Genomic DNA, 25845 nt, shown 5'->3' with positions numbered 1-25845 from the left:
AGTATAATAATAGGGAGAAATGGATGCTTATCGATAGGGGACACTATGCTGCTTATGTCGCAGAGCGCTCACCTACTTGGCGCGTTTTTTTCCCTCCTGCAGTTCTATCCTTAATCTGTATCTTAATTGAATATAAAACTAGTTTTCTTGTTTTCCATGTCCTGGTTGAGTTAATTTCGGTGTTTATCGCCTTAACTGCAATGACGGTAGCAGCGACAACGACCCAATTCACAAAAAATCAGTTTGTGGTTTTTATTTCTTTAGCAGCCGGTTGGTGTGCATGTATCGATATTGCTCATCTTTTAGCTTATCAAGGAATGAACTTATTACCGCGTGGTGGAGGGAATCTGAGTACCCAGCTTTGGGTTTCTGCGCGAATCATTCAAGCTTTATCTTTTCTTTTTGCTATTTATTTTTTTAGACATACCATGAGAATTTGGGTGGTTAATCTTTTTTTCTTTTTTATTATCCTCGCTATTTTTACTGCTATTTTCTCGGGTTATTTTCCTACGACCTATATTAATAATTATGGAGTTACTTGGTTCAAACTCTATTGTGAATGGAGTGTTGTCCTCATCCTATGCATGACCCTCATCTTGCTTTGGTATGAGAGAGCAATGATGTCGAGAGAGTTGTTTTTTTATATGAGCTTGAGCCTTATTTCGATGATAGGTTCTGATTTAGCATTGTCTACTTATAAGAATTTATTTGGTTTTGAAAATATAGTTGGCCATGTATTAAGAATATTCTCATATTGGTTTATCTACATTGCGTTGGTGGTACAAACATTACGTCATCCTTTTGCAATGTTGGCACGGGTAGCAACGACTTACGATAACATCCCTGACCCCACTTTTATTGTTCAATCAGACGGCACCATCAGCCAAGCAAACAGTGCTGCTGGAGCATTCACTCATATAAAACCTGAAGAATTAGTGGGCTTATCTTCCCATATGCTTTTTCATAATAAGTCTATAGAACCAGAGCAATGCCCGGTATGCTCTCAATTGTCTATTTCAAAACGTCAATTTATTCTGGAAATTGAGACTGAAAAGAATGAATGGGTAGAATGCAGCATGTCATCGATTGATTCTGATTTTTTTCCTAATTCCTGGGTACAAATAGTAAGGAATATTACTGTGCGTAAGGCTCTTGAAAAAGAGCGAAATAAATTGACTTATGACTTAGGTGAGCGTGTTAAAGAACTTCGTTGTCTTTATATGATTGCTAATTTAATTGCACTTAGCCACTTGAGCATTGGGGAATTATTTACTCAAATTGTCAATGTATTGCCAGATGCATTTCAATTTCCAAAGCATATGGTTGCAATAATAAAAAGTGATTGGGGGGAGTTTAGTTCAGACCTAAATGTGGATATGGATAAACTGCTTTATCAATTAGAAAAAGAGTTTCTAATTGAAAACCACTCTATAGTAAAAATAAGCGTCGCTTACCGCTCGCAACCACCACAATCCACAACTCTTTTTCTACCTGAAGAATCAACGCTATTGGATTCAGTAGCGACGCTATTGCAAAATGCGCTAACACGATTGTACTCGGAACAAAAGGCGACGGAGGCCGAAAAACGATTTAAAGAAAGTGAAGAACACTTCCGGGCATTTATTGAACAAGCACATGTTGGCGTATATATACGGAGTAAAAAAAAGTTTTTGTATGTAAATCCACGCTTTTGTGACCTGGTTGGTCGAACAGAGGCAGAATTGTTATCCATGGGACTGTTGGATTTAGTAGAGGACAATCTCATTAAAAAATTAATTCTCAAGAATTGGCGGCTATTAGAGCACGGCGAATCGAGTATTGCCTATAACCTTCCTTTAAAAAGAAAAAATGATGGCGCCTCTCTAATTCTAAGGGTTGATACGACAGTTATTTCCTGGAATGGACATTTCGAGTATCTTTCGATAGTGGATGATGTTACTGAGATTCAACATGCGAAAGAGCAAATCGATCAATACATTAATCAGTTAGAGACGGCAATAAAAGGGACTTTCATGGCAGTTTCCAACATGGTCGAACTTCGTGATCCTTATACTGCAGGTCATGAACGTAGAGTAGGATTAATAGCGAAAGCAATTGGTGAGGAATTGGGATGGTCCCCCGAGCGTTGTGCCTCGTTAGAGCTCATGGGATTGGTTCATGATATAGGGAAGATTTCAATACCTGCTGAAATTCTCTCCAAGCCAACCCGACTTACTGAGATTGAAATGGAACTCATGAAGATACATCCCCAAGCAGGTTATGATATTTTAAAAGATGTTCCACTTAAAGAACCTGTTGCAGAAGTCATCTTACAACATCATGAACGACTTGATGGCAGCGGTTATCCTCGAGGATTAAAAGGAGAAGAGATTTTGCCTGAAACCTTGGTGGTTTCTGTAGCAGATGTTTTGGAAGCGATGACCTCACATAGACCGTATAGGCCCGCATTAGGCATTGAGGCTGCAGTAGCAGAAATAAAACGAGGTAGGGGTGTTCTTTATGATACAAAAGTTGTGAATGTAGCATTGAAGTTGATTGAAGAGAATAAACTTCCACTCCACCCATAAAAGAACCAATGACCGCTCCTTCCAGCATATAAGACAATGAGTCAAGAAAAAGCGTTCTTACATATTCTTTAATTAGACAAATCCTATGCAATATCACTATATTAATAATTATATTCTTAAGCTAAAGGTTGATGTATGTTTCGAAAAACTGCTCCTTGTTTTTTCGCAGTGGTTATTGATGCTTTAGGTTTTGGTCTTGTTTATCCAGTAATGACAGCACTCTTTACAGCGAATCATAGTCCGGTTTTAAGTGCCGATGCCAGCCTTGCTATGAAACATTTTTATTTGGGATTAAGTTATATGCTCTATCCTTTATGCATGTTTTTTGGCACTTCTTTTATGGGCGATTTATCTGATGTTTGGGGACGAAAAAAAGTATTGTTATTATGCATGCTGGGGATAACCATCAGTTTTTTGTTAATGGGAATGGGAGTCGCCTTCTCTTGTTTGAGTTTATTACTTATTGGCCGAGCTCTTTCTGGGTTAATGGCCGGTAGCCAACCCATAGCTCAAGCGTCTATTGCTGATTTGAGTACTCCTGAAACCAAGGCCTTAAATATGAGTTTAATTTCCATGAGTTTTAGTTTTGGTTCTGTTCTTGGTCCCTTGCTTGGTGGAGTCATGTCCGATCAACAATTACTCCCGTGGTTTACATTTACTACCCCCTTTCTAATGGCCGCATTGCTTGCATTTATTGCTTGGATTTGGATAGAACTCGGATACCAAGATACCGCTTTAGTTCTATCCCATAAAAAAATTTCTATTTTTCGTCCAATCCAAATTTTTATTGAAGCATTTCAACATCAATCGGTTCGTATGCTGGCTTTAGTGTTTCTATTGATGCAAATGGGATTTAGTCTTTATTTTCAATTCATCATTGTACATATGAAGATGGTTTATCATTACACCAACTGGCAGTTAGGAGCAGTACAGGGGATGATTGGTTTGGGTTTTGCTATTGGTATTTTAATTGGCATGCCTTTATGTGTGAATCGATATAAAGTCCATCACATTGCTGTATTGACCCTTGTCCTTACCGGTCTGGGGCAGTTACTGGTTTATATTATTCCTAATTCGTTATTACAATGGCCCTTGGCAGTAGCGATTGCAACTTTCGATATTATGGCGTTTGCCTGTTTATTAACGTTATTTTCTAATGCGGTGGATGCACAATCGCAAGGATGGGTCATGGGAATATCGGGTGCGGTGATGGCATTTGCCTGGATGGTCACGGGTTTTGGTTCCAATTTATTATCCCTTTTGACCAGTGCGGGTTTGATTGCTGTAGGTGGCATATTACTACTTGTTTCAGCGGTACTTTTATTAAAAAATAGAACTGTGTAGTAGAGAATGCTCCGTAAATAATATTTGTGGGGCTTCCTTTTTTTATGTAAAATTATTACTCACCTTGCAGGAGAGTAATAAGCGATGTACAAACCTAATATATTAATAGTCTGGTCTAATTATTATAAAGATTTAGCGGAAAAACAGTTGGATGTTTGTTTAAACAAATTAAAGCAATATGACTATAATTATCAGGTTGAAACGGTGGAAGCCGGAACCTATGAAATCCCGACGGTGATCCAACATTACCACCGCGTTAATCCCTTCGATGGTTATTTGCCATTGAGTTTATTACTTAAAGGTAAAACCGATCATTATGAGTTTATTTGGGAACATGTTAAAGAATGTTTTATTCAATTTGCTTTAGATGGATTAACCCTGGGTAATGGAATTATTTCTGCTCCAAGTATGGATATTTTATGCGAGCGGGTTGAAAACGGAGAGCGAGTGCAAGAAGCAATTAATGCGGTTGATTATTTAATTCGTTTTAAGAATAAACAAAATAAAAAAGTTGCGTATGCCTAAAATTCTAATTATTTCTTCTGGTGTCCATAAAGATTTAGCAGCAGAACAGCTGGAGCTCTGTGTAACCCTGGTTAAAAATGCAGGTTACGATTATCAAGTGGAGCTATTACAAGCCGGTGCTTATGAAATTCCGTTTGTAATTAATACGTATCATCAAAAAAATCCTTTTGATGGTTATATTGCTCTAGGATTAATCCTTAAAATAAATCTAGATCACTATGATAATATCATGTCTCATATTCGCTATTGCTTCACTCAATTTGCTCTAAACGATATTGTAGTGGGAAATGGAATTATTACTGGCTCAACCATTGAAGAGTTAAGTGAAAACGTTCGCAGTGCAAACCCCTGTCATTCAGCTTACCCATCCGCGTTTAATGCGGTAGACTGTCTTATTAAATTGAAAAACAAAATAGCACCTACTGCGTCCTGAGGAGTCTTCAAAAAGTTCCTTGCCTAGCATTTCCCCCGGGTATGGCTTGTGCTTTCACCCGGGCTACGATACAAATTTCCTTAAGTTCATTCCATTGAGAAATTGGCTACTTCAACTCAGGTACCTTGGGTACATTTTCTAATTGCTTTGTGGGCTTACGCGCAAAAAAAGAGCCCAGATAACCGAAGAGAGAGCGATTAGAAGGGGGTTCTGCTTCTTCTTTAACCTCGACGATTTTGGGTTCCGGATACAAGTTTTCCTGCACCATTCTAAAACCCGAAAAAACGCTCTTGAGGACTAGAGGTAACAAGCTCAACATAATCAGCATACTGGCCAAGTTGGTCGATTCGTTAAATAAAGCATAATTGGTTAAGGATTCCAAAACCGCAATAATTAAAGCAATTCCTATAGTATTGGAAATCAAGGTAGATGCATTGATATTCCTATTATCCATCGGTAAGTCGGCGCTTTGATTGATCTCATAAAACGCAATCCATAACCACAACAAATCAAAAGCAACGCTATACCAATGCTGCTGTTGCATTTCTGAGACATTAGCTCCTACTGCTTTAGCCAAATCAAACGTCATTTTTCCACTTTTGAGTGCTAAGGCCATTGTAGGTTTTTCTTGTGAATTGGCTAAAGGAGCGAATTGCTGTACAAACAAGCTCTGAGGAAGATTAATATCAAAAAGTTCATAAAAGGTTTTTTCAGAACCAAATAATCTTCTGAGTTGTTCCTCGCTGATATTCGATAACGCATCAACCCCGGGTGCAAAAGTACCGTCATCAGAATGATGAGCAATGACCATGTTCGAATTTTTCATCATCATTACATCATTCGTCCCATCTCCATTGGCAACGACAAAATAATTATGATCTTTAAGAAAACGCGCCAGAGTACCTTTCCCCTCCGTACTCATTTCTGCAAAAATAATTACAGGACGTTTTGCTTTATCTCGGGCCATTAATTGTTGAAAACGCGCTAATATCGCTTCATTAACACCCGCGAATATAACCGTCGAATCAGGAGAACAAAGTTCTTCACTTAAAAGGTTAAGGGTCTCCTCTTCAATATGGGCAGCTCGAATAGTGATAATCTTTTTTGCATTTTCCGGACATAATACTTTGGCAATATTTACTGCCGCTTTTGTGGTATCACCGGTCGCTACAAATACCGGAACCGATATTTCTCTACATTGCGCAATAAATTTTTCTGCACCTTTTTTCACTGGATTATCAATAATAAATGTGCCGTGATATTCCAAATTTTTAAGCAAGTCTGGATGTTCTAGAAGGAAACGTTCAATCTCTTTTTTATCATCTATATCAAATAATTTCTTTAAAATCGTAAAGTCGTGTTCATTAAGTTCGGCTTGGGCGATACACCAATCACGGGATAAGACCGCAGTGCGACTTTGCATCTTAGTATAGTCTTGCAATAAAGGTGTTTTTTGAAACGCCTCGGCTTTAGGTACTCCACAAAAGACAAGAGCAAAATGCTCCCCATCCTGGACAAGGGTAAGTCGTCCTCCGAACGTACGATATAAACCCAGATGAAACGTCTCGATCTTTTTTTGTTGTTCTGTAGCAGTAATCACCTTTCTAAAATGATTGTTACCGAGAGTAGTTACTTCCAAACAGTCTTTATCTGCCAATAAGGTTTTGAATAATTCTAAAATAGCATGTTCTTCGGGTTCTAATTCCTTTTTATTGTTTGTAAAAGCATAGCAAAATACTTCAAATGATTTACGCCATCGTGCCTCTTCAGGTAGAAGCATATCTTCTTTTCTTTCCTTGAGGAGCTGTTGAACTTCGGGCGACATATCGGAGGTCCATAAACCGAGCACATCCATTCGTGTCGTAGTCAGGGTTCCTGTTTTATCCGAAATAATAGCGACACCATTGGAAAACTGCTCACGATAGTATCCGCCTAAGGCATTACATAAATCCACAATTCGCAGTGCGTCTATCGTCTCAAAAGGTTGATCTCCTAAATTACTATTTAATTTTTTCATCAAGCGGCTATTTACTGTTTCACGTAAAAAAGCTTCAGAAAAAGGAATCATTGTTTGAAAAAGAGTAAACATTAGCCTGAGGGTTTCTGCAGGCATTTGAGTAATATCTCTTTGTAAGAACGCTGCCATAATTATGGAGCCTAAAATAGAATATAAGACGTTTCTTTGTTTGCGCTGTGCAATCACTTTATTAATGACGGCTTCTTTTTCATAATTGCTGTTTAATAACAGTTCTTTCTCGGGTTTGATTTGAATAAAAATATTGTTCTGACCGTATGTATTTAACTTATCACCAACTAGCACTCCAGCTTGTTTGCCATCCCTTACTGCATACAAATCCACTTTTTTGTAATTTGAAGTAAAATCCGGTTTGGTATGATGTTCAATCCAAACATCTTCACCATTTTGGGCTTTAAGATTGACGCTAAATTTTTTTCGTTCCAACGTTTTTGTAAAATCACCTTCTAAGTTACGTTGTAGGGCAATCAACTCGCCAGAAATTGGTACACAATCTAAATTGATGCTTTCATCACAAAGTACCAAATCACCCGTACGCAGCTGATAGCGGGGTATTGAAACAAACTTTGGACCACTCGCAGTAAATCTTAAAACTTGATGTAGTTTATGATTGTATTCGTAATCATGGTCCAACTTTTCTTGCTGTACACGCATTTTTTTTATGGTTGATGGGGTCAAATCGGCTAATAATGCAGGTAAGTTACGAAATTTTTGGACAATTCGGTCGGCATAACGAATGTTGTGAGAAATTAATCCTAATTGAAATGCGCGCGAACTGACCATCAATTCACTGGCGATAAAATGATTTATTTGAAAATAAAGATTGGATAAAGGGGTTAGACCACTGGAAATCACTGCGGTGTCTGAGCGTTGTGCTCCGCGATTGTACTGAAAGCGGACCAGCAACTCTTGTACTTTTTGAGTAAGATAAGAAATTCCACTTGGAACCACTAATGCACTCGCTCCCAGTCCGGCAATTAACGAATATTCATCAGAAATTTGCTCATTGAGTAAAAAGGTAGTGCCCTTAAAAACGGAACTGTACATATAAACGATTGCGGTAATTTCACTGGCCATAGCAATAGATAGTGCTGGACCGGCATTAAGTTTCTTATCGGTAATTCGATTTAATGCACAATAGCCCAATATAGCGGCACCATAAATAAATTTGATAATAAAATCATACTCCGGGCTTCCGACGAGGTATTCACTAAGTTGCGGGGTTAAATAATCACCAATTAGTAATGCTGATCCTGAGTAAATCGCTGGCCATATGTATTTTTTAAAAGTACTCCAATCCATAGAGTCTAAAGAAAAAGTCCAAGCTAGTGTGTTATAGAGTTCTTTCACCCTGAGTGAAAAAAAATTGCTGATCTCAGTTGCTGTGCTTCTTATGTAGTACGTTCGATCGGGTTCGGCGTGTTGTATTAATTGAAGTGCTAAGGCTCTGCTGTCGCCAGGATTTGTTTTTGAATTATTTTTTGAGGGAGGTATTTTTGTTTGCATAGTAAATCCTTTTGTGTACACCAATAAACGCCATTGGATATTTAGGGCCCATCTTGATAATTAACTTATCTCTAAAAAAGGTTCAAGTGAATTTTAATAAAAATAATTATAAAAATGCGTTAGTTAAGACGATGAATTTTATGCAAGCAGTGGAAGTAAGCATAGGCTACCACCTATGCTTGGTTGATTATTTAAGGTTGCATATCCAAATTACGTTTAAGTTCTGCCGTGGGTTGTGGCTTAACTGAATTAGCAAAGAATCCTTTTTCTGCAACCAGCGGTTTATTTGCTAACGCCACTTTATTACCTGCATCCTTGGTTTTTTCCCCCGGAATAAACATAATATCCTCTAATTTTTCCGTGCTCTTTACATACTCCTTCATACAACAATTATGCGCTTTCAAAGTATCCAATAAATTTCCGGAAGCGTCTATTTTTAAAGAACTTTCTTCATCGATACTAAAGAGCTCACCTTGATGATTCAGTCCATAGCGTGAAGAAATAACCCCTTTATCTGTACTGGATACCAGGGTAAATGTAAGCATTCCTGATACTTTGGCACTACTTTCACGTATCACAAAAGGATAATCATCATGCTTTGCCAGAACGGCCTTAGTTTGCGAGGCATCTGCTACAAAATAAGGACTTTTCGTCAATTCATCGTAAAGAGCTTGTCCTTTTGAAATTTCTTTGGCCTTGGGTTTCGCTTTTCGTACTTCTTTTTCGGAAACTTGCGTCATTAGTTCAAAATGCATAGTCAGAGTAGCAAACAGTCCTTCAGGAAGAATCGAAATTTCAATTTGTTTCTCTTCATCAACTGCGAATAATTTACCCTCCATATCCAAACCATATCTTATGTGAGCCATATCCTTTCCAGCCTTTTGAACCGCAGTGAAGGTGAGTAAACCTTGAACTGGGTGTGTGCTTGGATGGATAACAAAAGGGGCATGGGGATGTTCAGTAAAGAATTGTTTAACTTCCTCGTGAGAGTTGATAAATAGTCCACGTTGAGCAATATCTTTTATAATAGAAACTATTTTTTCTTCAGGTTGTACTGGTACTGTAAATTCTTTAAGAATTTCTGCAAGATGGTCTAAGGCATGAAGATTTTCATGCATTTTTTTAATGCAGAATCTATAATTAGCTATTGGTGCTCCTACTCCAGAAATTTCTGCTTTTAGACTAACATCTTCTCCAGCATAGGCATTTAAACGTAAACGGACATTTTTAGGTATCAAATGTGGATGTTTGGTAAAATAATCTTTTAAAGTAAACAATATATCCAGTCGATCGTCAAAAAAATCAAATACTATGGTTTCATCTGGATGATCTGCTGCAGCTTTTTGCATTTGCGCAAAAAGAATGGTTCTTTTATATTCATCTACTTTGTCTACGTCCAAAGATATATGTTTATGGATATTCTTTCTAGAGTCCATCCATGTATTATTCTTAATCTCATCCATTATGCGATTAAATGAGGTACCACTTTCTAAGTCTCCTTCTATATCCGCAAGCATTAAAGGATCTAAGTTCATACCTAGGGCGTTGCAAATGGTTTCTATTGCTGGGCAACAAGAACCTCTAAAATTGTATATATAGCCACTATTCATTAGGTCTATACTATAGTCTTGCCGGGTAGAACCAATGAATGCGTAGACTGCTGAAGATTTAGCATTTCCTTTTTTAATCCAATCCAGGAACGTTCTGTTTGTATCAAGAACCGCATTACCCAAATGTTTAGTTAAATCCTTATCGGGAAGTGCAGCATATTTTTTGTTAAATAAACATCCATCAAAATCGAAAGATAAATAGCGTATGGTCATTTGAGTACCTTAAAAGTTAATTCGTAATTAAAAATGAAAAATAAATAAGTTTTGAATTAATCTTTAGCCTTAAGGAACCTTATCAATTTGGGTGAATGTTGAGGTGTAGAAATGATTTAAGAAAAAGGTTGCAAACAAAATAAAATACCTAAACCTTGTGTAGGTTGAGTTTTTGTTAAACGCCGCTGATAAAACTTAAAAAATCTATTCAACAAATCCAATTTATTGATTTGAGATCGCTTAAGTTGTATCAGTCCTCCGATCATACAGAAGTCATTTTGGGTCCTTTATATTCCCAATCCGCCGCATGAATAGTTTTAACAATGGCTGCATTTTATAATTAAATTCTTAAGAGAATATTAAATTAATTAATCTTTTTGTATGTTTATCAATCTACTTGACCCGGGATTTGATTTCAATGTAAAGGAATGGTTTTCAAGAGTTTTAAAATGAGCAAAAGGGGCAAGCATAGCTAGAACCATGCTTGCTAGGTATTACTCAAGGGTTCATATCCAAACCACGTTGGAGTTCAGAGGCCGGTTGCGGTTTAGCAGCGTTTGCAAAGAATCCTTTTTCTGCGACCAGAAGTCTATTTGCTCCTTTGGCTGTATCCGTGTTCTTTTCACCCGGAGTAAACGTAATATCCTCTAGTTTTTTCGCCTTCTTTACACGCTCTTTTAACGAACGACTTTGCTCTTCTAAAGTTTCCAATAAATCCCCGGGAACCTCTATTTTATAAGCATTTTCTTCATCGAGACCAAAGAGCTCCCCCTGATGATTAAGGGCAAAGCGTGAAGAAATAAACCCTTTTGATGTATCGGATACGAGGGTAAATGTGAGCATTCCAGGGAGTTGGGTACGACTTTCACGAATTACAAAAGGTAATTCGTTGTTATTTTTTAGAACGGTAGTCGCGTCTTCTGCATGGACAACAAAATAAGGACTTTTTATAATCTTGAGGTAAAGAGATCGACCCTCCGAAATTTCAACCTTAGGTTTAGTTTGAATTGCAGGCTTGCGTCCTTGTTGATTCTTTCCGGGTAAAAGCTGCTCCAGTTCAGGATACATTTCGATCATCACTTCTTTAAGTGCATTCGCAACCATATTTAAGTCGCTAATATTTTCTTGCATTTGTTTTAAACAGCTTCCATAGGAAGTGAGAGGTATCCCGAGTCCCTGAATTTCCGCTTGCAAGCGAACATCTTCTCCCGCATAGGCATGTAATCGTAAATGCACATTGATAGGGATCATATGGGGATGTTGGGTAAAATAATTTTTTAATGTATATAATATATCCATCCTATCGTCAAAAAAATCAAAAATGATTTCTTCACCGGGATGCTCTATTGACGCTTTTTGCATTTGTGCAAAAAGAATAGTTCTTTTATATTCGTCGATTTGGTTAATGCTCAAAGAGGCATGTTTATGAACTTGATTAGTGTCATCCATCCAAGAGTCATTAATAATTTCATCCATTATACGTTTGAAGGAAGTACCACTTTCCAAATCGTCCTCTATATCCGCTAGCAACATGCGATCCAAGTTGATGCCGAGATGTTTACAAATGGTTTCCATGGGCGGACAACAAGAACCCTTAAAATTAACCCAAGAACCACTGTTTATTAGGTCGGTATAATAATCTTGTCTTGTAGAACCAATGAAGGCGTAGGCGGCTGAAAATTCAGCATTTCCTCTTTTAATCCAATTTAGAAAGCCTTTATTAGCAGCAAGAACCGCATCACCCAGATGCTTGCTAAAATCGTCATGAGGTAATTCACAGTATTCTTTATTAAATAAACATCCATCAAAATCGAAGGATAAATAGCGTATAGTCATTTGTGTACCTTAAAAAGTTAATTCGTAATTTAAAATGAAAAATAAATAAGTTTTGAATTAATCTTGAGCCTTAAGGAACCTTATCAATTTGGGGTGGATGTTTGAGGCGCAGAAATGATTTAAGAAAAAAGCGCAAACAAATATAAAATAGCTCTAACCTTATTTATGAAAGGCTGAGTTTTTGTTAAACGCCGCTGATAAACTTAAATAAATCTATTCAACAAATCCAATTTATTGATTTAAGATCGCTTAAGTTGTACCAGTCCTCCGCTCACACAGAAGTCATTTTGGGTTCGTTACTCCCAATCCGTATGAATAGTTTTAACAATGGCTGCATTTTATAATTCAATTCTTAAGAGAATATTAAATTAATTAATCTTTTTGTGTGTTTATTAATCTATTGGTTGTATTTGTGCTAAATTTGTATAAATGAAGTTAACAATGCGGCTCAGCGTTCTTGAGACAAATGGATGCTAGTTAAAATGAATACTTTTGATACAATAGCAATTGAATTTGATTTAACCCATCTCAGCATCAAGCAGGTTGCTCTTGACGAATTGAGTATTAATGCCCAGGAGAAAAACAAACTTTATTGGGTTCATTGTAACTTAAATCAAGAGGGCATTGTTAATCAATTAGCAGAAAAACTAAGATTACCCACCCATGTCATTCAATTATGCTCTGAGGAAAATAATTTAACCAATCTTATTGATAATGATAATGCGCTCACACTGCAAATTAAATGCTTGTCTTCGCTTGAGTTAAATGAGGATAATGAAATCAATTTGGATAGCTTGGTCATTCATCTTACCCCAAATTATTGTTTTACCGCGTCGCATGAATCTCTGCCTGTTTTATTTGAGTTCTTCAATAACTGCTCGAAATCAGTTCATTATGCCAAAACACCTTGTTTTATATTATTTTTATTTCTGGAAGGAATTATTAATGATTATGCTAAGGTTCTTTTGCATTATGAAGAACTAGTAGAGCAGTTCGATTCTTTATTACAAACAACGTCTGAGAATCTTTATAAAAATGTCGCAGAGGTAAAACACCAAACATTGCAAATTAAACGTTATTTGATTGCAATAAGAGAAATTTTAATGCGAATTACCAGTCGAAATATTCTAGTTATTTCTGAAAAGTGCCGTTCTTCCTTATATAATTTGTCGAATCATAGTCACCTTATCATCAACGAAGTGGATTCAATTCGTGAGTTATTAAATGGCTTATTGGGGCAAATCGATAATGAGTTGATGCAAAAAATGAGTGAAACGATGGCCATACTCGCAGCATTTGCAGCTATTTTTTTGCCGTTAAATTTAATCACTGGAATTTATGGAATGAATTTTGTCTGGATTCCTGAATTACATTGGCAATACGGATATTTTGGGGCTCTGGGTTTAATATTTATTTGTGCATTATTCTTGTACCTTCTGTTTAAAAAGAAGAAATGGTTGTAAATCAACATAGGAGATATTCCCTAAGGACAATGCTGTTTAGCATAAGAATGAAAAGGATTCTTTTCCTGTTGTTTGAGAAGTTGCTTATCCAATAAAGAGCGACCACTATCGATATAAGCAAATGCATGAGCAAAATCTCTGAGTTCCATAGTAAAAGTGGAGCGTTCTACAGGTGAGATGGTGAGGTTTGTGGTTCCATTTTCTTGCTGTTCTATAGAATGTCGCCCTCCATAAAAGAAATAATGTGAAAACCAATTGCGGTTTTCGTGATGTGGATTACGGAGAATAACAAATTTTCGATGCGATATTTTGCTTTCTTTGATGCCAATCAAGGCATAGGTATGCTGCATGGTAATCCCTTCTGGCGGATTCTCTTTCGGACTACAGACAATGGGTTTTTGTTCTTGATGAGCACTTTTTATGGAAAGAAACAATTGTTCTTCATCATAACTGTACTTATTATCTTCCGGTAAAATTGCATATTTATCCAGCCATTGTTCTACAGCTTCGATTGCTTTAACGGGGGGATTGATGCTGTTTTCCATTCGCTCCCTAATAAAGGCGATAAAGATCTTCTTCGTTAAAAAGAGATGATTTTTGAGTAATTGTTCAAAGTGTTTTTGTTGCAAATGAACCCAATTCCACCATACGTTTAATAACGCAGGTTGATTATCAAAAATATACTGACACATATTGGAAATACTGGCTAATTTATCATATGGGCGCAAAAGAAAAATTAAGGAATAAATATCTTTACCATTACAGCCATATATCACTTGTTTATATAATTCGGAAAGAGAACCCTCCGCTTGTTTGGGGGTTGCGATGGAATCGTTAAAACCACCAAGAAACGCTTTTAGAGCATTCCGACTGTCGCCACTTGTTAAGGTTTTATTGTAATTACCCCCCATAAAAGTTACATAAGCCTTTTCTAGAAAACGAACCCAGTTTGGACCTGAACTCAAAATGCCCCAGGAAGTCGGAAGTGATTTTTCAAGGATAAGCCATTGGGGCTCGTCGTCTTTAAAAAAACGAACATGGATTTTATTTTTGTGCTCAATCATTGCATCGCGAATATATTGTTCTCCGTTGGGCAAAGCAATGATGGCATTAATCACTGAAAGAAGATAACAATCGCCACTCCGAGCACCTTGAGCAATGTGGGAAATAGATAGTCTTTTGGGGTAAAGAGGTGTCAAATTTTTTTTGTGCTGAACTGTAAAAAAAGAATATTCTCCCTGAGGATTTGCGCGTGTTCTCGTAAGTAATCGTCCATTAGACGATTCGATTTTAATGGTTTCAAACTTATTTTCCATAACTTGGGTGCCCCATTGGCATAAGTAATAAAGACCCATAGACGTTCCTTCCTCTCTTATTGAGTGTAGCGCATTGAAATTTATTTGCTCGATGAATTATATTTTAAATTTATGATTATTAAATATAAAATTTAACTTTTAATGGATCAATATGTGTATTAATTATTTTTAATTGATACAAAATACACCGTTTATCTAGAGTGAGTTATCTGATACGAGGTGCACAGATGAGATTGATTAATCTCGGTAGAGGAATTGACTCCCATCAATGTCATGGCAATACTCATCTCATTGCGAATCAGTTCGAGCATATGTTCGACTCCGGCTTGACCTCTTGCTGCTAAAGCATAAACCGTAGGCCGTCCTATAAGCACTGCTTGAGCCCCTAATGCAAGCATGCGAATGACATCAAGTCCTGAGCGGATTCCTGAGTCAACTAGGATGGTTATCTCGGAGCTTACTTTATCTGCTATCATCGGCAGGGCTTTGACTGTAGATAATACCCCATCAAGTTGCCGACCCCCGTGATTAGAGACGATGATTCCATTCGCACCGAACCGCACGGCATCTTTTGCATCCTCGGGATCCAGTATTCCTTTAATGAGCAAAGGCCCTTTCCAAAAATTACGTACCCATTCGAGATCTGACCAACTTATCTCGGGATCAAAATTGTTATTTAACCATCCAATATAATCTTCTAAACCAATCCTTTTGTGTAAATAGGTTGAGATATTTCCCAAATCATGTGGACGTCCCATGAGGCCAACATGATAAGCCCAGGAGGGTTTTAGCATGGCTTGCAAGAAACGACGTTCGTGAGCAAATGGACCCGCCATGCCTGAGTGGAGGTCTCGATAGCGTGCGCTGGGTGTCGACATATCTACTGTAAATATGAGATGAGTCACACCACAGGCTTGGGCTCGCTCAAGAACATTCTGCATAAAACCGCGATCTTTAAGAATATAAAGTTGAAACCAAATAGGTTGAGTACTTTGGCTCGATACTTCCTCTAAAGAGCATAGAGAAACTGTCGAGAGGGCAAAGGGTATGCCCTTTTGGGCCGCTGCTTTGGCTACTTGTACCTCGCCGCGTCGAGCATACATTCCTGTAAGTCCTACCGGACTTAAGATGATTGGCATCGCCAGTTTTTGTCCTAAGAGTTCTGTTTCAAAATGGGGATGTCCTACATTTCTTAAAATACGTTGGCGCAATAATACCTTCGCGAGGTCTTCAGTATTTGCCTTAAGAGTTTGTTCCGTGAACGCGCCACCTTCAATGTAATCAAAGAGAAACCGGGGTAATTTTCGTCGAGCAGCTTCTCGATAATCAGCGATAGATGAAATGATCATATTCATGCCCAATTTATTATGTCAGCACAGCAACAAATGGATTAGCTCCCCCAATTCCTTACAAACCTCTTCGTTTTCTAATTCAGATTCCTACGACGAGGCGTTAAAAAAGCCAGGACAATTGCGATAATAAATAACGCAGGGACATCTCCATATAAATGAGCGAAATGTTGTGGATAATAAAATGACTGGATGGCCATAATACCCCCATGCACGAAGCTGGACCAAACGGTAAACCAAATCAGACTTAGATGTTGAAGCGGATTTTTTGCTGCCATCAGCAAGAACACCCCTAATGTTGCATAGACACCTAATATCATTTGCAAGTAGACGTTGTGTCCGGATTGGTGCCAAGCCCATCCAGATGGCCATAAAAATGTTAAAGGATATACAGCGAAGATAAAAACCAGTCCAAAAATAATTAAGGCCATTCGAAGCATTGTGTAGCCGTTTTTAGCGTCCATGATAACTCCAGTTGAAATGCAACGTTTCTATGTTCATTATAGCAATACGAACTTAATTCAGGATCGTTGAACCGCAGATGGATGTAGCCTAGGTGAAGCGGGGGAATCCGGGTTTCGATCTTTAGGATCTACACCCGAGTTACCTTTATTTTGCAAGTTGGGGTAGATTATCTAATTGTATTTTCACAAGTTTTGTAATTGCTTCTAGCATTTGCTGGCATGACTCAGGATTTCCCGGAGATTGTTTATAAATAATATTTGCTATAAATGCAGATAAAGCCTGAGATATTAAATTATTATTACGAAAATGAGGTGGCAGTTTTTCCACGGATTGAACCAAAGAGGTTAATAAGTTTTGCCCTATAAAATTCATCGCTTTGGAATAATCTTCATTTGTTAAGGTTTCAGCAGGCCGGGGGTTTTCATCTGTTGTCATGTTATATCCTGTAATTTTTGATGAAGTGGAATTATAGAGTTTGCCTCAAAGCACTTCAATGCCTGCTGTTATAACTTTAAAGTTTGCTGAAAAGAAATGGATTGTTATACGATAAATCATCATCAATTTGTTCGTTAATTGTTTGGTTTGATTGTATCTCGCTTATGTTATCGACAGGAGAATAGACTCCATGACTTACTCTAGGATGGCGGGATTCAATGCCCTGATGCAACATTCCTGTAGGATCTAATATGATTAACTCGCCTTTCCCTGTTAAGTTAAACGCGACACTGCTGCCAAATAATGGAGTAGGCTTGGCCCCTTCTTGAGTCAAAATTTTGAATGTTTGTTTGTAACATATACTGGGTTCATCGGTGCTGCTTCCCGTTCCTACCAAAGTAACTTGTCCAATTAAGTCCGACCATAAGAGTTCCCTACCGGAAAGCTCTTGGATGTCAGATAAGATTCGATCTAATTCTTCTTGAACGGTTTCTTTAGTTGTACGCTCACCAAATATATGACCCATATAATAACAAGGAGTTCCTTTTTCATCCTTGGTGACGACTAAAATTCCAGTGCAATGGAGAATACCTTCTGTACCGATAACATCTATATCGCCTTCCTTAAATCCGGCGCCTGCATCAGCACCCACTCTATAGCAACTCAGTCCCTTCATGCTCGGAAGTTGATCTGAGTTGGATTCAAAGAAGAGTGAAAAATCGTTGCATTGTTCTATGAGTGCTTTGATTTCTATCTCGCTCTCATCTTCCTTTTTCTTCTTGAGACTTTTCAATAGTATGGCAGCTCTCCAATATTCTTTTTCATCAAGTTGTGACAATAATTCTATAGCCTCATCCAGCTTTTTATATTGGGATAGTTTTGTATAATATTTTGACATTTCATGAAGTTTGATATTCTCTATATCCAACAGAACTATTTCATGCTCTTCTACAGTTACAACTATCGTTTTCATTATATTGCCTTTTTACAAATTGACTTTTAATTATACATAAAACGGGTCTTTGTTGCAAAAAATAAATACAAATCGATCAAGATCTGTTCTTTTGATGGATAAGCTATTTAGTCGCGAAAGGGCGCTGATATTATTCAGAGTTGTCATGGATGCTTTTATTGTTTTATTATCTGCTTGTATTCAAAGCAAATCACCCTACTTGCAAACTAAGAATGGTCTAAATCTCGTGGAATATCCGATACTCTATACTTTTAGGCGCTGTCCATATGCGATTAGAGCAAGAATGGCGCTCTCCTATTCCCAAATTAGCGTAGAACAACGTGAGGTCGAACTTAAAAACAAACCGCAGGAAATGCTTCAGGTTTCACCAAAGGGTACGGTCCCTGTATTAGTGTTAAGGGATGGGCGTGTGATTGATGAAAGCATTGATATTATGATTTGGGCATTAGCACAATCGGATCCGGATGGTTGGTTATCTATTAATCTAAAAGATAAATGCAAAGAATTGATTCACTTAAATGATCTCAAATTTAAGCCCATTCTTGATAATTATAAATATCCACAAAAATCAGCGGAAAAAGATCCTCTATATTATAGGGAGAAGGCCAAAGAATATCTTAATAAATTAAATTTCTTATTAATGGAAAACCGTTTTCTTTTAGCTAGCCATATCAGCATTGCCGATGTCGCATTGTTTCCTTTTATAAGGCAATTTTACATGGTCGATCCACAATGGTTTGAACAAAGCGAATATAAATATCTACATGGGTGGTTACAGTTTTTTTTAGGTTCAGAACTGTTCCTTACTGTCATGAAAAAAAACATATAACCATAGTATAGGGACACTCCAAGTGATTTATTTTGGTTATGGATGATTTAAAAACGGCTGGTCTTCCGGAGTCAATTGCAGCTTATGATCGTGTTCTGTTTGATTCGCAAACACACCGATCTCTTTAAGATTTATTAATACCCTTGCATGATGATGTCCAGTATGCGCATGAAAGAGGGTCCCAGTGATTCGAACTTTATTACCTTCCTTAATTTTATTCCACTGGTCTTTATCGGTGACAACAAGCTGTAATAATGAAACATTTTTTTCAGGTTGATTGTCATTATTCTTTTTCAGAGTAGGATTAATTTCTACGTCAATAGGTTTATCTAATTGTAGATAACCTCCAGTTTCCTCAACATCACCATCCTTGGTGCTGGTATAATTTGGTGGACCAGGGAACTTAAGTATTTTAATAATCCCAGTTAATTCCACAACGTTTGGCTCATAATAAAACGTTTGATTATTTGCCAAACTAATTATGGGGAAAAGCATCATAATAATACTTATTAAACGAGTCATTTTTTTCCTGAATTTCCATATATAATCAAAGTGTAACCCGAGTTGGGAATTTGTTGAATCTATCCAAATATGGCTTATTAAATAAAATGCCTAATGGACCGTTAGACACTGGTATTCTAAGAAATTTATGAATGCATCCATTGTGCCAAAGCATGAATTCCGGCTTTTAAATCCTCTTCTCTGCCCCCAAATGATAAGCGTACATAGCCTTCTTTGCCAAATGCAACTCCTGGTACAAGCGCAACATGTGCCTCTTCTAAAGCATGTTTACAAAACTCTTCGGAATTCATTTTTTTTACACCTAAACGTTCTAAGGAAAGAAACACATAAAGTGATGAACTAGGTGGTTTTATTGTTAAGCCTAATGATTGATGTAAAGCATTAATGAGAACATCTCTTCTTTTTTGCATGCATTGTTGCACCCACGTGCTTATCTGATTGATTTTGTTTAATGCAGCTATGGCTGCCCATTGGCTTAATGTAGTTACTCCACTTGTACTTTGGCTTACTAATGTAGTTAATGGGTGGATGATGGCGGGGGGAGCAAACACAAAGCCGATTCGCCAACCGGTCATGGCAAAATTTTTTGAACAGCTTTGAATAATAATGATGCGATCCTGAAATTGGTGGAAGGAGCCACATGATACGTAAGTATGCTCATCATAGGTGAGAGCACTATAAACCTCATCTGCAATAACTAGTAGATTCTGCTCGTGGGCGATTTGCAACAACTCGGTAAGCTCAGACTCAGTATACAATGCTCCTGTAGGGTTTGTTGCGTTATTCAAAATTAAAATTTTGCTTTTAGTGCTGCAGGCATTTTTGAGTGATTGGGGTGTCAACTTCCATCCTTGGGTCTCTTGAGTTTCAACGAGGATGGGTACGCCTCCAAATAATTGAGTTATAGAAGGATAAGAGACCCAGTAGGGGGTGGGAATAATCACTTCATCGTCTTTTTCCAACAGTAATTGCATCAGCAAATAGATTCCTAGTTTTCCACCATTAACCACCAGACAATGTTCTTTTGTGAATGAACAGCCATACATTTCATTCATCCATTCACTTGCAAGGTGTCGCAGTTCCGGGACTCCTGATACGGGTGGATAAAGGGTTAATCCTTGTTCTAGAGCCTCCATGGTGGCAGTGGCAATGGATGGATGGGGTGGAAGTTTGGGTTCGCCGGCACTTAGGTTATAAATTTTGATCCCAGCACTCATCTTTTGCTGAGCTAATGAATTAATGACAACAGTTGCTGAATTCTCAGGTAAATGCCTCATTATTTTTGTACCTTTCTAGAATTTGCGATAATGATTTTGAATACACGATAAATAAATTCTTGTTGTAAGTGGTACTGCTCGGATAAATGTTCATAATACTCGAACAATTGTTTCTCTCGCGAGCGGTCCGTTATTTTTTTCCCTTCTTTTGATTTTAACGCGCCAATTTGTTTCGACAATTCTTGACGTTTCGCAAGTATTTCAATGAGGTCAGCATCTGTCTGTTCAATTTGTTTTCTCAATTCTTCGAGGGTTTGCATGATGTTCTCCTTACTTGAGAAGCGTTGCATTATCAGTATGTTTTTTTACTAAGATAAACGCCGTTCGATTCGGCTTGCTGTCTTGAATATCGGCCTCTAATATTTCTAACCCATACAATTGAGCACACCGTGCCGGTGCAATGACTGCCGAATGAGCCGGTAATGTTCCTTCTGCCAAATCTTTTGCTGCTTTTGCTGTATCAATCCACTCTATTTGTTCTAAATCTTTAAATTTTTTTTGCAGAAATTGGCGACATTGAGCTAGACCTTGAGGGTGTGACACGATGTAGGTAATTTGGTGGTATTGAACACCAGGTCTTACTAGCAAACATTGATTGATCTCATGCCATAATTCATCAATGGGGGTAAATAAATGCTTTCCCATTGCTAGAAATGCGGGTTTTACCAAGCCCCCTAAAAGATTAACAACAGGGAATATGCCCAAATCGATGGTTTCATGTTCAATAGCATCAAGAACACCTTCCATATCCAGTAAGTGTACAAGGATGGGAGCTATCCCTTTTTGCTTGGCATAAACCAGGGCCGCTTCTTCAGAAAACGACCCCGCATCACCTGAAATACCAAATAAAGTGATCATGCGATGGCCTCCTTGCGTATTTCTGTTTTCTCCAATGATCGCAACTCAGCTAACTCCAACAAAAAGTTTTCTGTTTTCTCCCAACTTAAACAAGGATCAGTAATTGATAACCCGCCTAAATCAAGGTCCTCAGGGTGTACAGCGTCCACTTTTTGATTCCCCTCTTTGATAAAACTTTCAACCATGAATCCTTTGACCAATTGTTTTAAATCAGGGTATTTTCTAATGCTTTCTAAAACGCTTAAAGCAATGGAGGGTTGTAGTTGATGATTTTTTTTGCCTTCAACAAGACAATTATCATGGCTGACATCAACAATGACCGAAGGATTAACAATTTGATGCATATCCATGTACCGTTTTACTTCTTTAAGATGTGCAATCGAATAATTAGGGGCATTGTTCGAGCCACGTAAGACCATATGAGCATGATTATTACCATGAGTTTGTACTTCATAACCATCAAATACTGCGACGTGAGAGTGTTGTGAGGCAATAATACTATTAACGCCAATCGCCAATGAACCATGAGTGGGATTTTTTAATCCTACGGCACAATCTAAAGCCGAAGCAAAAATTCGATGTTCTTGATCTTCTGAGCTGCGTGCACCAATTGCTACCCAGGAGAGAAGTTCAAGAAATCCTTTGGCATTATGAGTAAATAGTGCTTCATCGGCAATTGGAAGCCCCTTTTCGATGACTTTAATCATCATGTCTCTGGTATATTTTATTCCTGCTGCAATATCGGGTTCAGAAAATAAATCAGGTTGGTTTACAGGGCCTGTCCATCCCTTTGTCGTGCGAGGTTTTTGAATATATACCCTCATGATTAATTTTAATTCGTGTTTTACTTTCTCATTCAATTGCACTAAACGGTTGGCATATTCCAAAACAGCCTGTTTAGGCCACGCAGAGCAAGGACCAACGATCATTAAAAGACGATGATCACGGCCTTCCAAAATAGCTTTTACTTCTCTTCTATCGCGAGTAATTTGCTGATGAGCAGAAAGGGACAAAGGGATTTCTTGAAGAATTGATTCTACAGAAGGTAGTTTTTTTAAGACTGAATAGCTCATCATACCCTCCTACAATCAGAACGTACTGTGGATAGAGCGGGGGAACGACATGTTCGCGATGGGTGGCGCATGATATACACTCCTCTTGTGGTTTATCCAACGCCCATGCATTTTGTTGTCTGGGAATTCGGGTACCAAAACCCCCAGACTATGCTGGGGGTTGGAGTGTTAGTTAATTCTACCGACCACCCAGCTCGGGGCTAAAGAAGCTAAAATAAAAAAAGCAAGCAAAGGTTTGTGGTAAACCTGCTTTTTCATTTAACTTGTGGTGTAAAGTAGAATGGGACATTAAATTTCACAAAATTGTACTATTAATGTACAAATATACAGCTTAGTGAAAAATATGTCAAGATCTTGAGTTATAAATCGAAGTCATTTGAGTTGATAAACCGATAAAAAATCTTTGCAATTAGAGAGATATCCAGTTTTAGTAACACAGGTTATAACTTGCCAGCGACGTGCAATGGGGCTATATTTTTTAATTTCGCTCCTAAAAACGGTAAGAAATGACCAAAATCGCACTTTATTTAGCTGGTGGTGGAGCCCGTGGAGCCTATCAGGCTGGGGCGCTTCAGGCGATCAACACCATTCTTGGTGCAAGGAAAATTCCGTTCAGTATGATCAGTGGTGTTAGTGTTGGCAGTATTAATGCAGCAGTAATCGCCGAAAATGCACTGGATTTTTCTGCGGGTACAAACAAGTTAAATGAATTATGGAGCAACATTACTTGTCAGCACATATTTAAGTCCAGTAATTACGCGCTTAGCATATCGGCGATGCGGAATATGAATAGTATGCTTACTAAGCAACGCTTATTAGGACATATTCTGGATACGTCGCCTTTGCGTCAGTTCATTACGAACATTATTAATTTTGAGACCTTGGAAGATGTTATCAAAAATAAACACTTAGAAATGATGGAAATCATCAGCAATTGTTATGAAGCACAAAAAACCATTTCCTTTTATCAACATCATGCAGAAGAGTTTGACGATTGGGATGATCCGCTTCATAGTAGTCAACGTGTTAACCTGAAAATGGAATATTTTCTGGCCTCAACTTCATTACCTTTATTCTTTCCACCGGCAAATATAAATGGACTTCATTATGGAGATGGGCATGTAGGTTTAGCGGCTCCTCTACGAGGTGCTATTCGTTGTCAAGTCGATAAAATTTTAATAATTGGCACTCGTACATTGCCCAATGTGAGTGACCTCGAAAAATTACAGCGTGGTGACATTGATTTTTCGCGTGTTTTGGGAGGGATGGTCAACGGGTTGTTTTTAGATAATCTTGAGCGTGATCTTGAGATGGTGAGTCACATGAATCATATGGCGCGCATGGTACCAACCGGGGCAGAGTCTCCCCCTTGGCGGCCAATTCAAACCTTGCATTTACGACCCAGTACGGATGTTGCTGTTATGGCTCAATCTCAATACAATAATATGCCTATTTTATTACGTATTTTTCTTAATTTTCTGGGGGCGAAACGTCATTCCGGTGATTTACTCAGCTTTTTATTATTTGAAAAAGCATATACGCGTCAATTAATAAAATTAGGTTTTGATGATACGATGGCCGCAGAGCATTCTGTTTTAAATTTTTTTAATGCCTAAGCTCTGCAATGGTAGTTGAAGAATAACAGTCCCATCATTAATAATCATTTTACTTACATTGTTGTCGTTCGACGCTAAATGATGTCATCCCCGCGTAGGCGGGAATGACCCTATGATTTATCACTTTATGATCATCATCCATTTTGAAGATGGATCAATTTTTTGATTATTATTAGGGTTTCCAGCTGTGTAATGTTTGCTCATTAACGTGCTGGTGGCACTGTCAAATTTATTATTTTTAATGTGTTTGTTGAGACAACTACCTACAGAGCTAGCCCCACCTGAACAGAACGCTTGCTGAAAATCATAATATTGATTGAGACGACTTTTGGCAGCAGTATTACCGATGAAATTGTAAGTAATGTAGTCGCTCAATTTCCATGCAGCTTGTTCATTGGATCTTGATAACTTCAGAGTTTTAAAAGAGGACGCATTCCCATGATCTGTTCCGATAGAGGCCGAATAAATAATTGGAATTACATAACCGTTACGTTCCACTTTAATTGCATGGATTTCATCAAAATGAGTATGCGCTGCAAGCATACCAATAATCATTTCTGGATAAGCTTTTATAATTTTTGAGAATGAGTCTTTATAGCTTGATTCCCAACTTTGTGGAGGAACATGCATGGCTATCAAAACATTGTCATGGTTTGCTTTACTTGTTTTAAGTTCATTTTCCAACCATTGAAGTTCATCTGTAGCACCTTCTCGAGAAGGGTCAAATCCTGGTCGGTATACAAATACAACACTATTTAGCGAAATAAGCTTGAGATGATCGCCTAAATAGGCAGAGTAATAGCCGTATTTCTGGTTTTCTTGTCCAATACAGGCTTCTCCATTAAATGGACATTTAAGCCCTGTTGAAAGAAATCCATCACCATTTCCTGTTATCGCTTTTAACAAATCGAAAGCTGATTCGTCGTTATAAGTAAATGGCCCATAATTTCTTTGGAAGGAATCATTATTACCAAAAATATAAAAATAGGGGGAAGGATTTATTTTTTCATTGAGTTGCTCAAAAACCAAGTTGATATTGTCTTTGGTCGTTTTACGCTTATATGCGTTATGAGCTGGTAAGTCACCAAGCAAAAGCACTGCATGTTTTGTTTCTTGATCCAAGTCGATTTGTTCCCCAATGCTTGCTATTAACGTTTTAAAACTTTCTGGATCCAGTTCTTCAGAAGTATTCGGAAGAGGATTTATATGCGTCGGTTGCCGTTTTGTAATATCCACATGAGGGTCTGAAATTAATAAAACATCGAGTTGATTTTGATTGCTCCCGCTGGCTGCCATAGAAGAAAAATTAGCCAAAGAGAGTGAGATCATGGCTAAAGCTATTATCGATTTTTTGAACGTTATCATCTAATTTTCTCCATCTGTGGTGATGATTCTGTAGTAATTTGTTGTACTTAGAAAAGATCTAAGTTGCTTTACTGACACTACCATCATACCAAATAAGGTTTTAAGCAGGATTAATGTATGTACGTAAATTGCGCAATTAGATTGTTTTTTGGGATTAATCTTATCGCCTTCTACAGGTTTTTACCCCTGAAGTGTTTTACAATCAATAGTGGTTATGTTCAACTGTAGGAGATTA

Annotated in this window: 21 protein-coding genes; 7 read left to right on the top strand and 14 right to left on the bottom strand. The window is 37.7% G+C overall.

Annotated features, from left to right (window positions below):
- The first annotated feature begins 23 nt into the window (after window positions 1–23).
- The 4 genes from ACWTEW_RS15890 (at window position 24) to ACWTEW_RS15875 (ending at window position 4869) form a co-directional block, all read left to right on the top strand.
- Window positions 24–2567, top strand: a complete 2544-nt coding sequence (locus ACWTEW_RS15890) for an MASE3 domain-containing protein (RefSeq protein ID WP_454782637.1) — start codon at window positions 24–26, stop codon at window positions 2565–2567.
- Window positions 2568–2702: 135 nt separating this feature from the next.
- Window positions 2703–3911 (top strand): MFS transporter, encoded by a 1209-nt coding sequence (locus tag ACWTEW_RS15885; RefSeq protein ID WP_454782636.1) that lies wholly within the window; start codon window positions 2703–2705, stop codon window positions 3909–3911.
- A gap of 84 nt (window positions 3912–3995) precedes the next feature.
- The gene (locus tag ACWTEW_RS15880) at window positions 3996–4436 is read left to right on the top strand and encodes a 6,7-dimethyl-8-ribityllumazine synthase (protein ID WP_454782635.1); all 441 of its coding nucleotides are present in this window, start codon (window positions 3996–3998) and stop codon (window positions 4434–4436) included.
- The gene (locus ACWTEW_RS15875; protein ID WP_454782634.1) at window positions 4429–4869 is read left to right on the top strand and encodes a 6,7-dimethyl-8-ribityllumazine synthase; all 441 of its coding nucleotides are present in this window, start codon (window positions 4429–4431) and stop codon (window positions 4867–4869) included. Before ACWTEW_RS15880 ends, ACWTEW_RS15875 begins: the two co-directional genes overlap by 8 nt.
- 106 nt (window positions 4870–4975) lie before the next feature.
- On the opposite strand, the gene ACWTEW_RS15870 is transcribed toward ACWTEW_RS15875, so the two are convergent.
- The 3 genes from ACWTEW_RS15870 to ACWTEW_RS15860 form a co-directional block, all read right to left on the bottom strand.
- Window positions 4976–8410, bottom strand: coding sequence for an HAD family hydrolase (locus ACWTEW_RS15870; protein WP_454782633.1), 3435 nt, complete (start codon window positions 8408–8410; stop codon window positions 4976–4978).
- A gap of 191 nt (window positions 8411–8601) precedes the next feature.
- The gene (locus ACWTEW_RS15865; protein ID WP_454782632.1) at window positions 8602–10233 is read right to left on the bottom strand and encodes a hypothetical protein; all 1632 of its coding nucleotides are present in this window, start codon (window positions 10231–10233) and stop codon (window positions 8602–8604) included.
- Between the two features lie 498 nt (window positions 10234–10731).
- Window positions 10732–12069: a hypothetical protein gene (locus ACWTEW_RS15860; RefSeq protein WP_454782631.1), complete on the bottom strand. Its 1338-nt coding sequence runs from the start codon at window positions 12067–12069 to the stop codon at window positions 10732–10734.
- Window positions 12070–12551: 482 nt separating this feature from the next.
- On the opposite strand from ACWTEW_RS15860, the gene ACWTEW_RS15855 reads away from it, so the two are divergent.
- The gene (locus ACWTEW_RS15855; protein WP_454782630.1) at window positions 12552–13532 is read left to right on the top strand and encodes a magnesium transporter CorA family protein; all 981 of its coding nucleotides are present in this window, start codon (window positions 12552–12554) and stop codon (window positions 13530–13532) included.
- 20 nt (window positions 13533–13552) lie between these two features.
- Here the strand turns inward: ACWTEW_RS15855 and ACWTEW_RS15850 are convergent, their stop codons facing one another.
- The 5 genes from ACWTEW_RS15850 to ACWTEW_RS15830 all read right to left on the bottom strand — a co-directional run bounded on the left by ACWTEW_RS15850 (window position 13553) and on the right by ACWTEW_RS15830 (window position 18070).
- Complete coding sequence (locus tag ACWTEW_RS15850) at window positions 13553–14887, bottom strand: C2 family cysteine protease (RefSeq protein WP_454782629.1); 1335 nt, start codon at window positions 14885–14887, stop codon at window positions 13553–13555.
- Window positions 14888–15039: 152 nt separating this feature from the next.
- On the bottom strand, window positions 15040–16197 hold the full coding sequence (lldD, locus tag ACWTEW_RS15845) for an FMN-dependent L-lactate dehydrogenase LldD (protein WP_454782628.1): 1158 nt from the start codon (window positions 16195–16197) through the stop codon (window positions 15040–15042).
- 77 nt (window positions 16198–16274) lie between these two features.
- Window positions 16275–16661, bottom strand: coding sequence for a DUF6632 domain-containing protein (locus ACWTEW_RS15840; RefSeq protein WP_454782627.1), 387 nt, complete (start codon window positions 16659–16661; stop codon window positions 16275–16277).
- Between the two features lie 145 nt (window positions 16662–16806).
- Window positions 16807–17097 carry a hypothetical protein gene (locus tag ACWTEW_RS15835; protein ID WP_454782626.1) on the bottom strand — a complete coding sequence of 97 codons (291 nt, stop codon included), beginning with the start codon at window positions 17095–17097 and terminating at the stop codon, window positions 16807–16809.
- A gap of 76 nt (window positions 17098–17173) precedes the next feature.
- On the bottom strand, window positions 17174–18070 hold the full coding sequence (locus tag ACWTEW_RS15830; RefSeq protein WP_454782625.1) for a hypothetical protein: 897 nt from the start codon (window positions 18068–18070) through the stop codon (window positions 17174–17176).
- Window positions 18071–18215: 145 nt separating this feature from the next.
- On the opposite strand from ACWTEW_RS15830, the gene ACWTEW_RS15825 reads away from it, so the two are divergent.
- On the top strand, window positions 18216–18899 hold the full coding sequence (locus tag ACWTEW_RS15825; protein WP_454782624.1) for a glutathione S-transferase: 684 nt from the start codon (window positions 18216–18218) through the stop codon (window positions 18897–18899).
- A gap of 36 nt (window positions 18900–18935) precedes the next feature.
- Here ACWTEW_RS15825 and ACWTEW_RS15820 read toward each other — a convergent pair whose 3' ends face one another.
- From ACWTEW_RS15820 to ACWTEW_RS15800, 5 genes are all read right to left on the bottom strand, one after another.
- Complete coding sequence (locus tag ACWTEW_RS15820) at window positions 18936–19421, bottom strand: DUF4431 domain-containing protein (protein WP_454782623.1); 486 nt, start codon at window positions 19419–19421, stop codon at window positions 18936–18938.
- A 125-nt stretch (window positions 19422–19546) separates the two neighbouring features.
- On the bottom strand, window positions 19547–20698 hold the full coding sequence (locus ACWTEW_RS15815) for a pyridoxal phosphate-dependent aminotransferase (protein ID WP_454782622.1): 1152 nt from the start codon (window positions 20696–20698) through the stop codon (window positions 19547–19549).
- Window positions 20698–20958, bottom strand: coding sequence for a chorismate mutase (locus tag ACWTEW_RS15810; RefSeq protein ID WP_454782621.1), 261 nt, complete (start codon window positions 20956–20958; stop codon window positions 20698–20700). The genes ACWTEW_RS15815 and ACWTEW_RS15810 overlap by 1 nt, the downstream gene beginning before the upstream one ends.
- Window positions 20959–20968: 10 nt before the next feature.
- Window positions 20969–21556 carry a prephenate dehydratase domain-containing protein gene (locus ACWTEW_RS15805; protein ID WP_454782620.1) on the bottom strand — a complete coding sequence of 196 codons (588 nt, stop codon included), beginning with the start codon at window positions 21554–21556 and terminating at the stop codon, window positions 20969–20971.
- Window positions 21553–22629, bottom strand: a complete 1077-nt coding sequence (locus ACWTEW_RS15800) for a 3-deoxy-7-phosphoheptulonate synthase (protein WP_454782796.1) — start codon at window positions 22627–22629, stop codon at window positions 21553–21555. The genes ACWTEW_RS15805 and ACWTEW_RS15800 overlap by 4 nt, the downstream gene beginning before the upstream one ends.
- Window positions 22630–23135: 506 nt before the next feature.
- Between ACWTEW_RS15800 and ACWTEW_RS15795 the strand changes: the two genes are divergently transcribed.
- The gene (locus ACWTEW_RS15795; RefSeq protein ID WP_454782619.1) at window positions 23136–24245 is read left to right on the top strand and encodes a patatin-like phospholipase family protein; all 1110 of its coding nucleotides are present in this window, start codon (window positions 23136–23138) and stop codon (window positions 24243–24245) included.
- Between the two features lie 120 nt (window positions 24246–24365).
- Here ACWTEW_RS15795 and ACWTEW_RS15790 read toward each other — a convergent pair whose 3' ends face one another.
- The gene (locus ACWTEW_RS15790) at window positions 24366–25610 is read right to left on the bottom strand and encodes a metallophosphoesterase (protein ID WP_454782618.1); all 1245 of its coding nucleotides are present in this window, start codon (window positions 25608–25610) and stop codon (window positions 24366–24368) included.
- Window positions 25611–25845: the final 235 nt, after the last annotated feature.

The organism is Legionella stuttgartensis (assembly GCF_977063405.2).
Note: the sequence above shows the minus strand (reverse complement) of the source record. Positions and strands in the feature narration are given on the sequence as shown.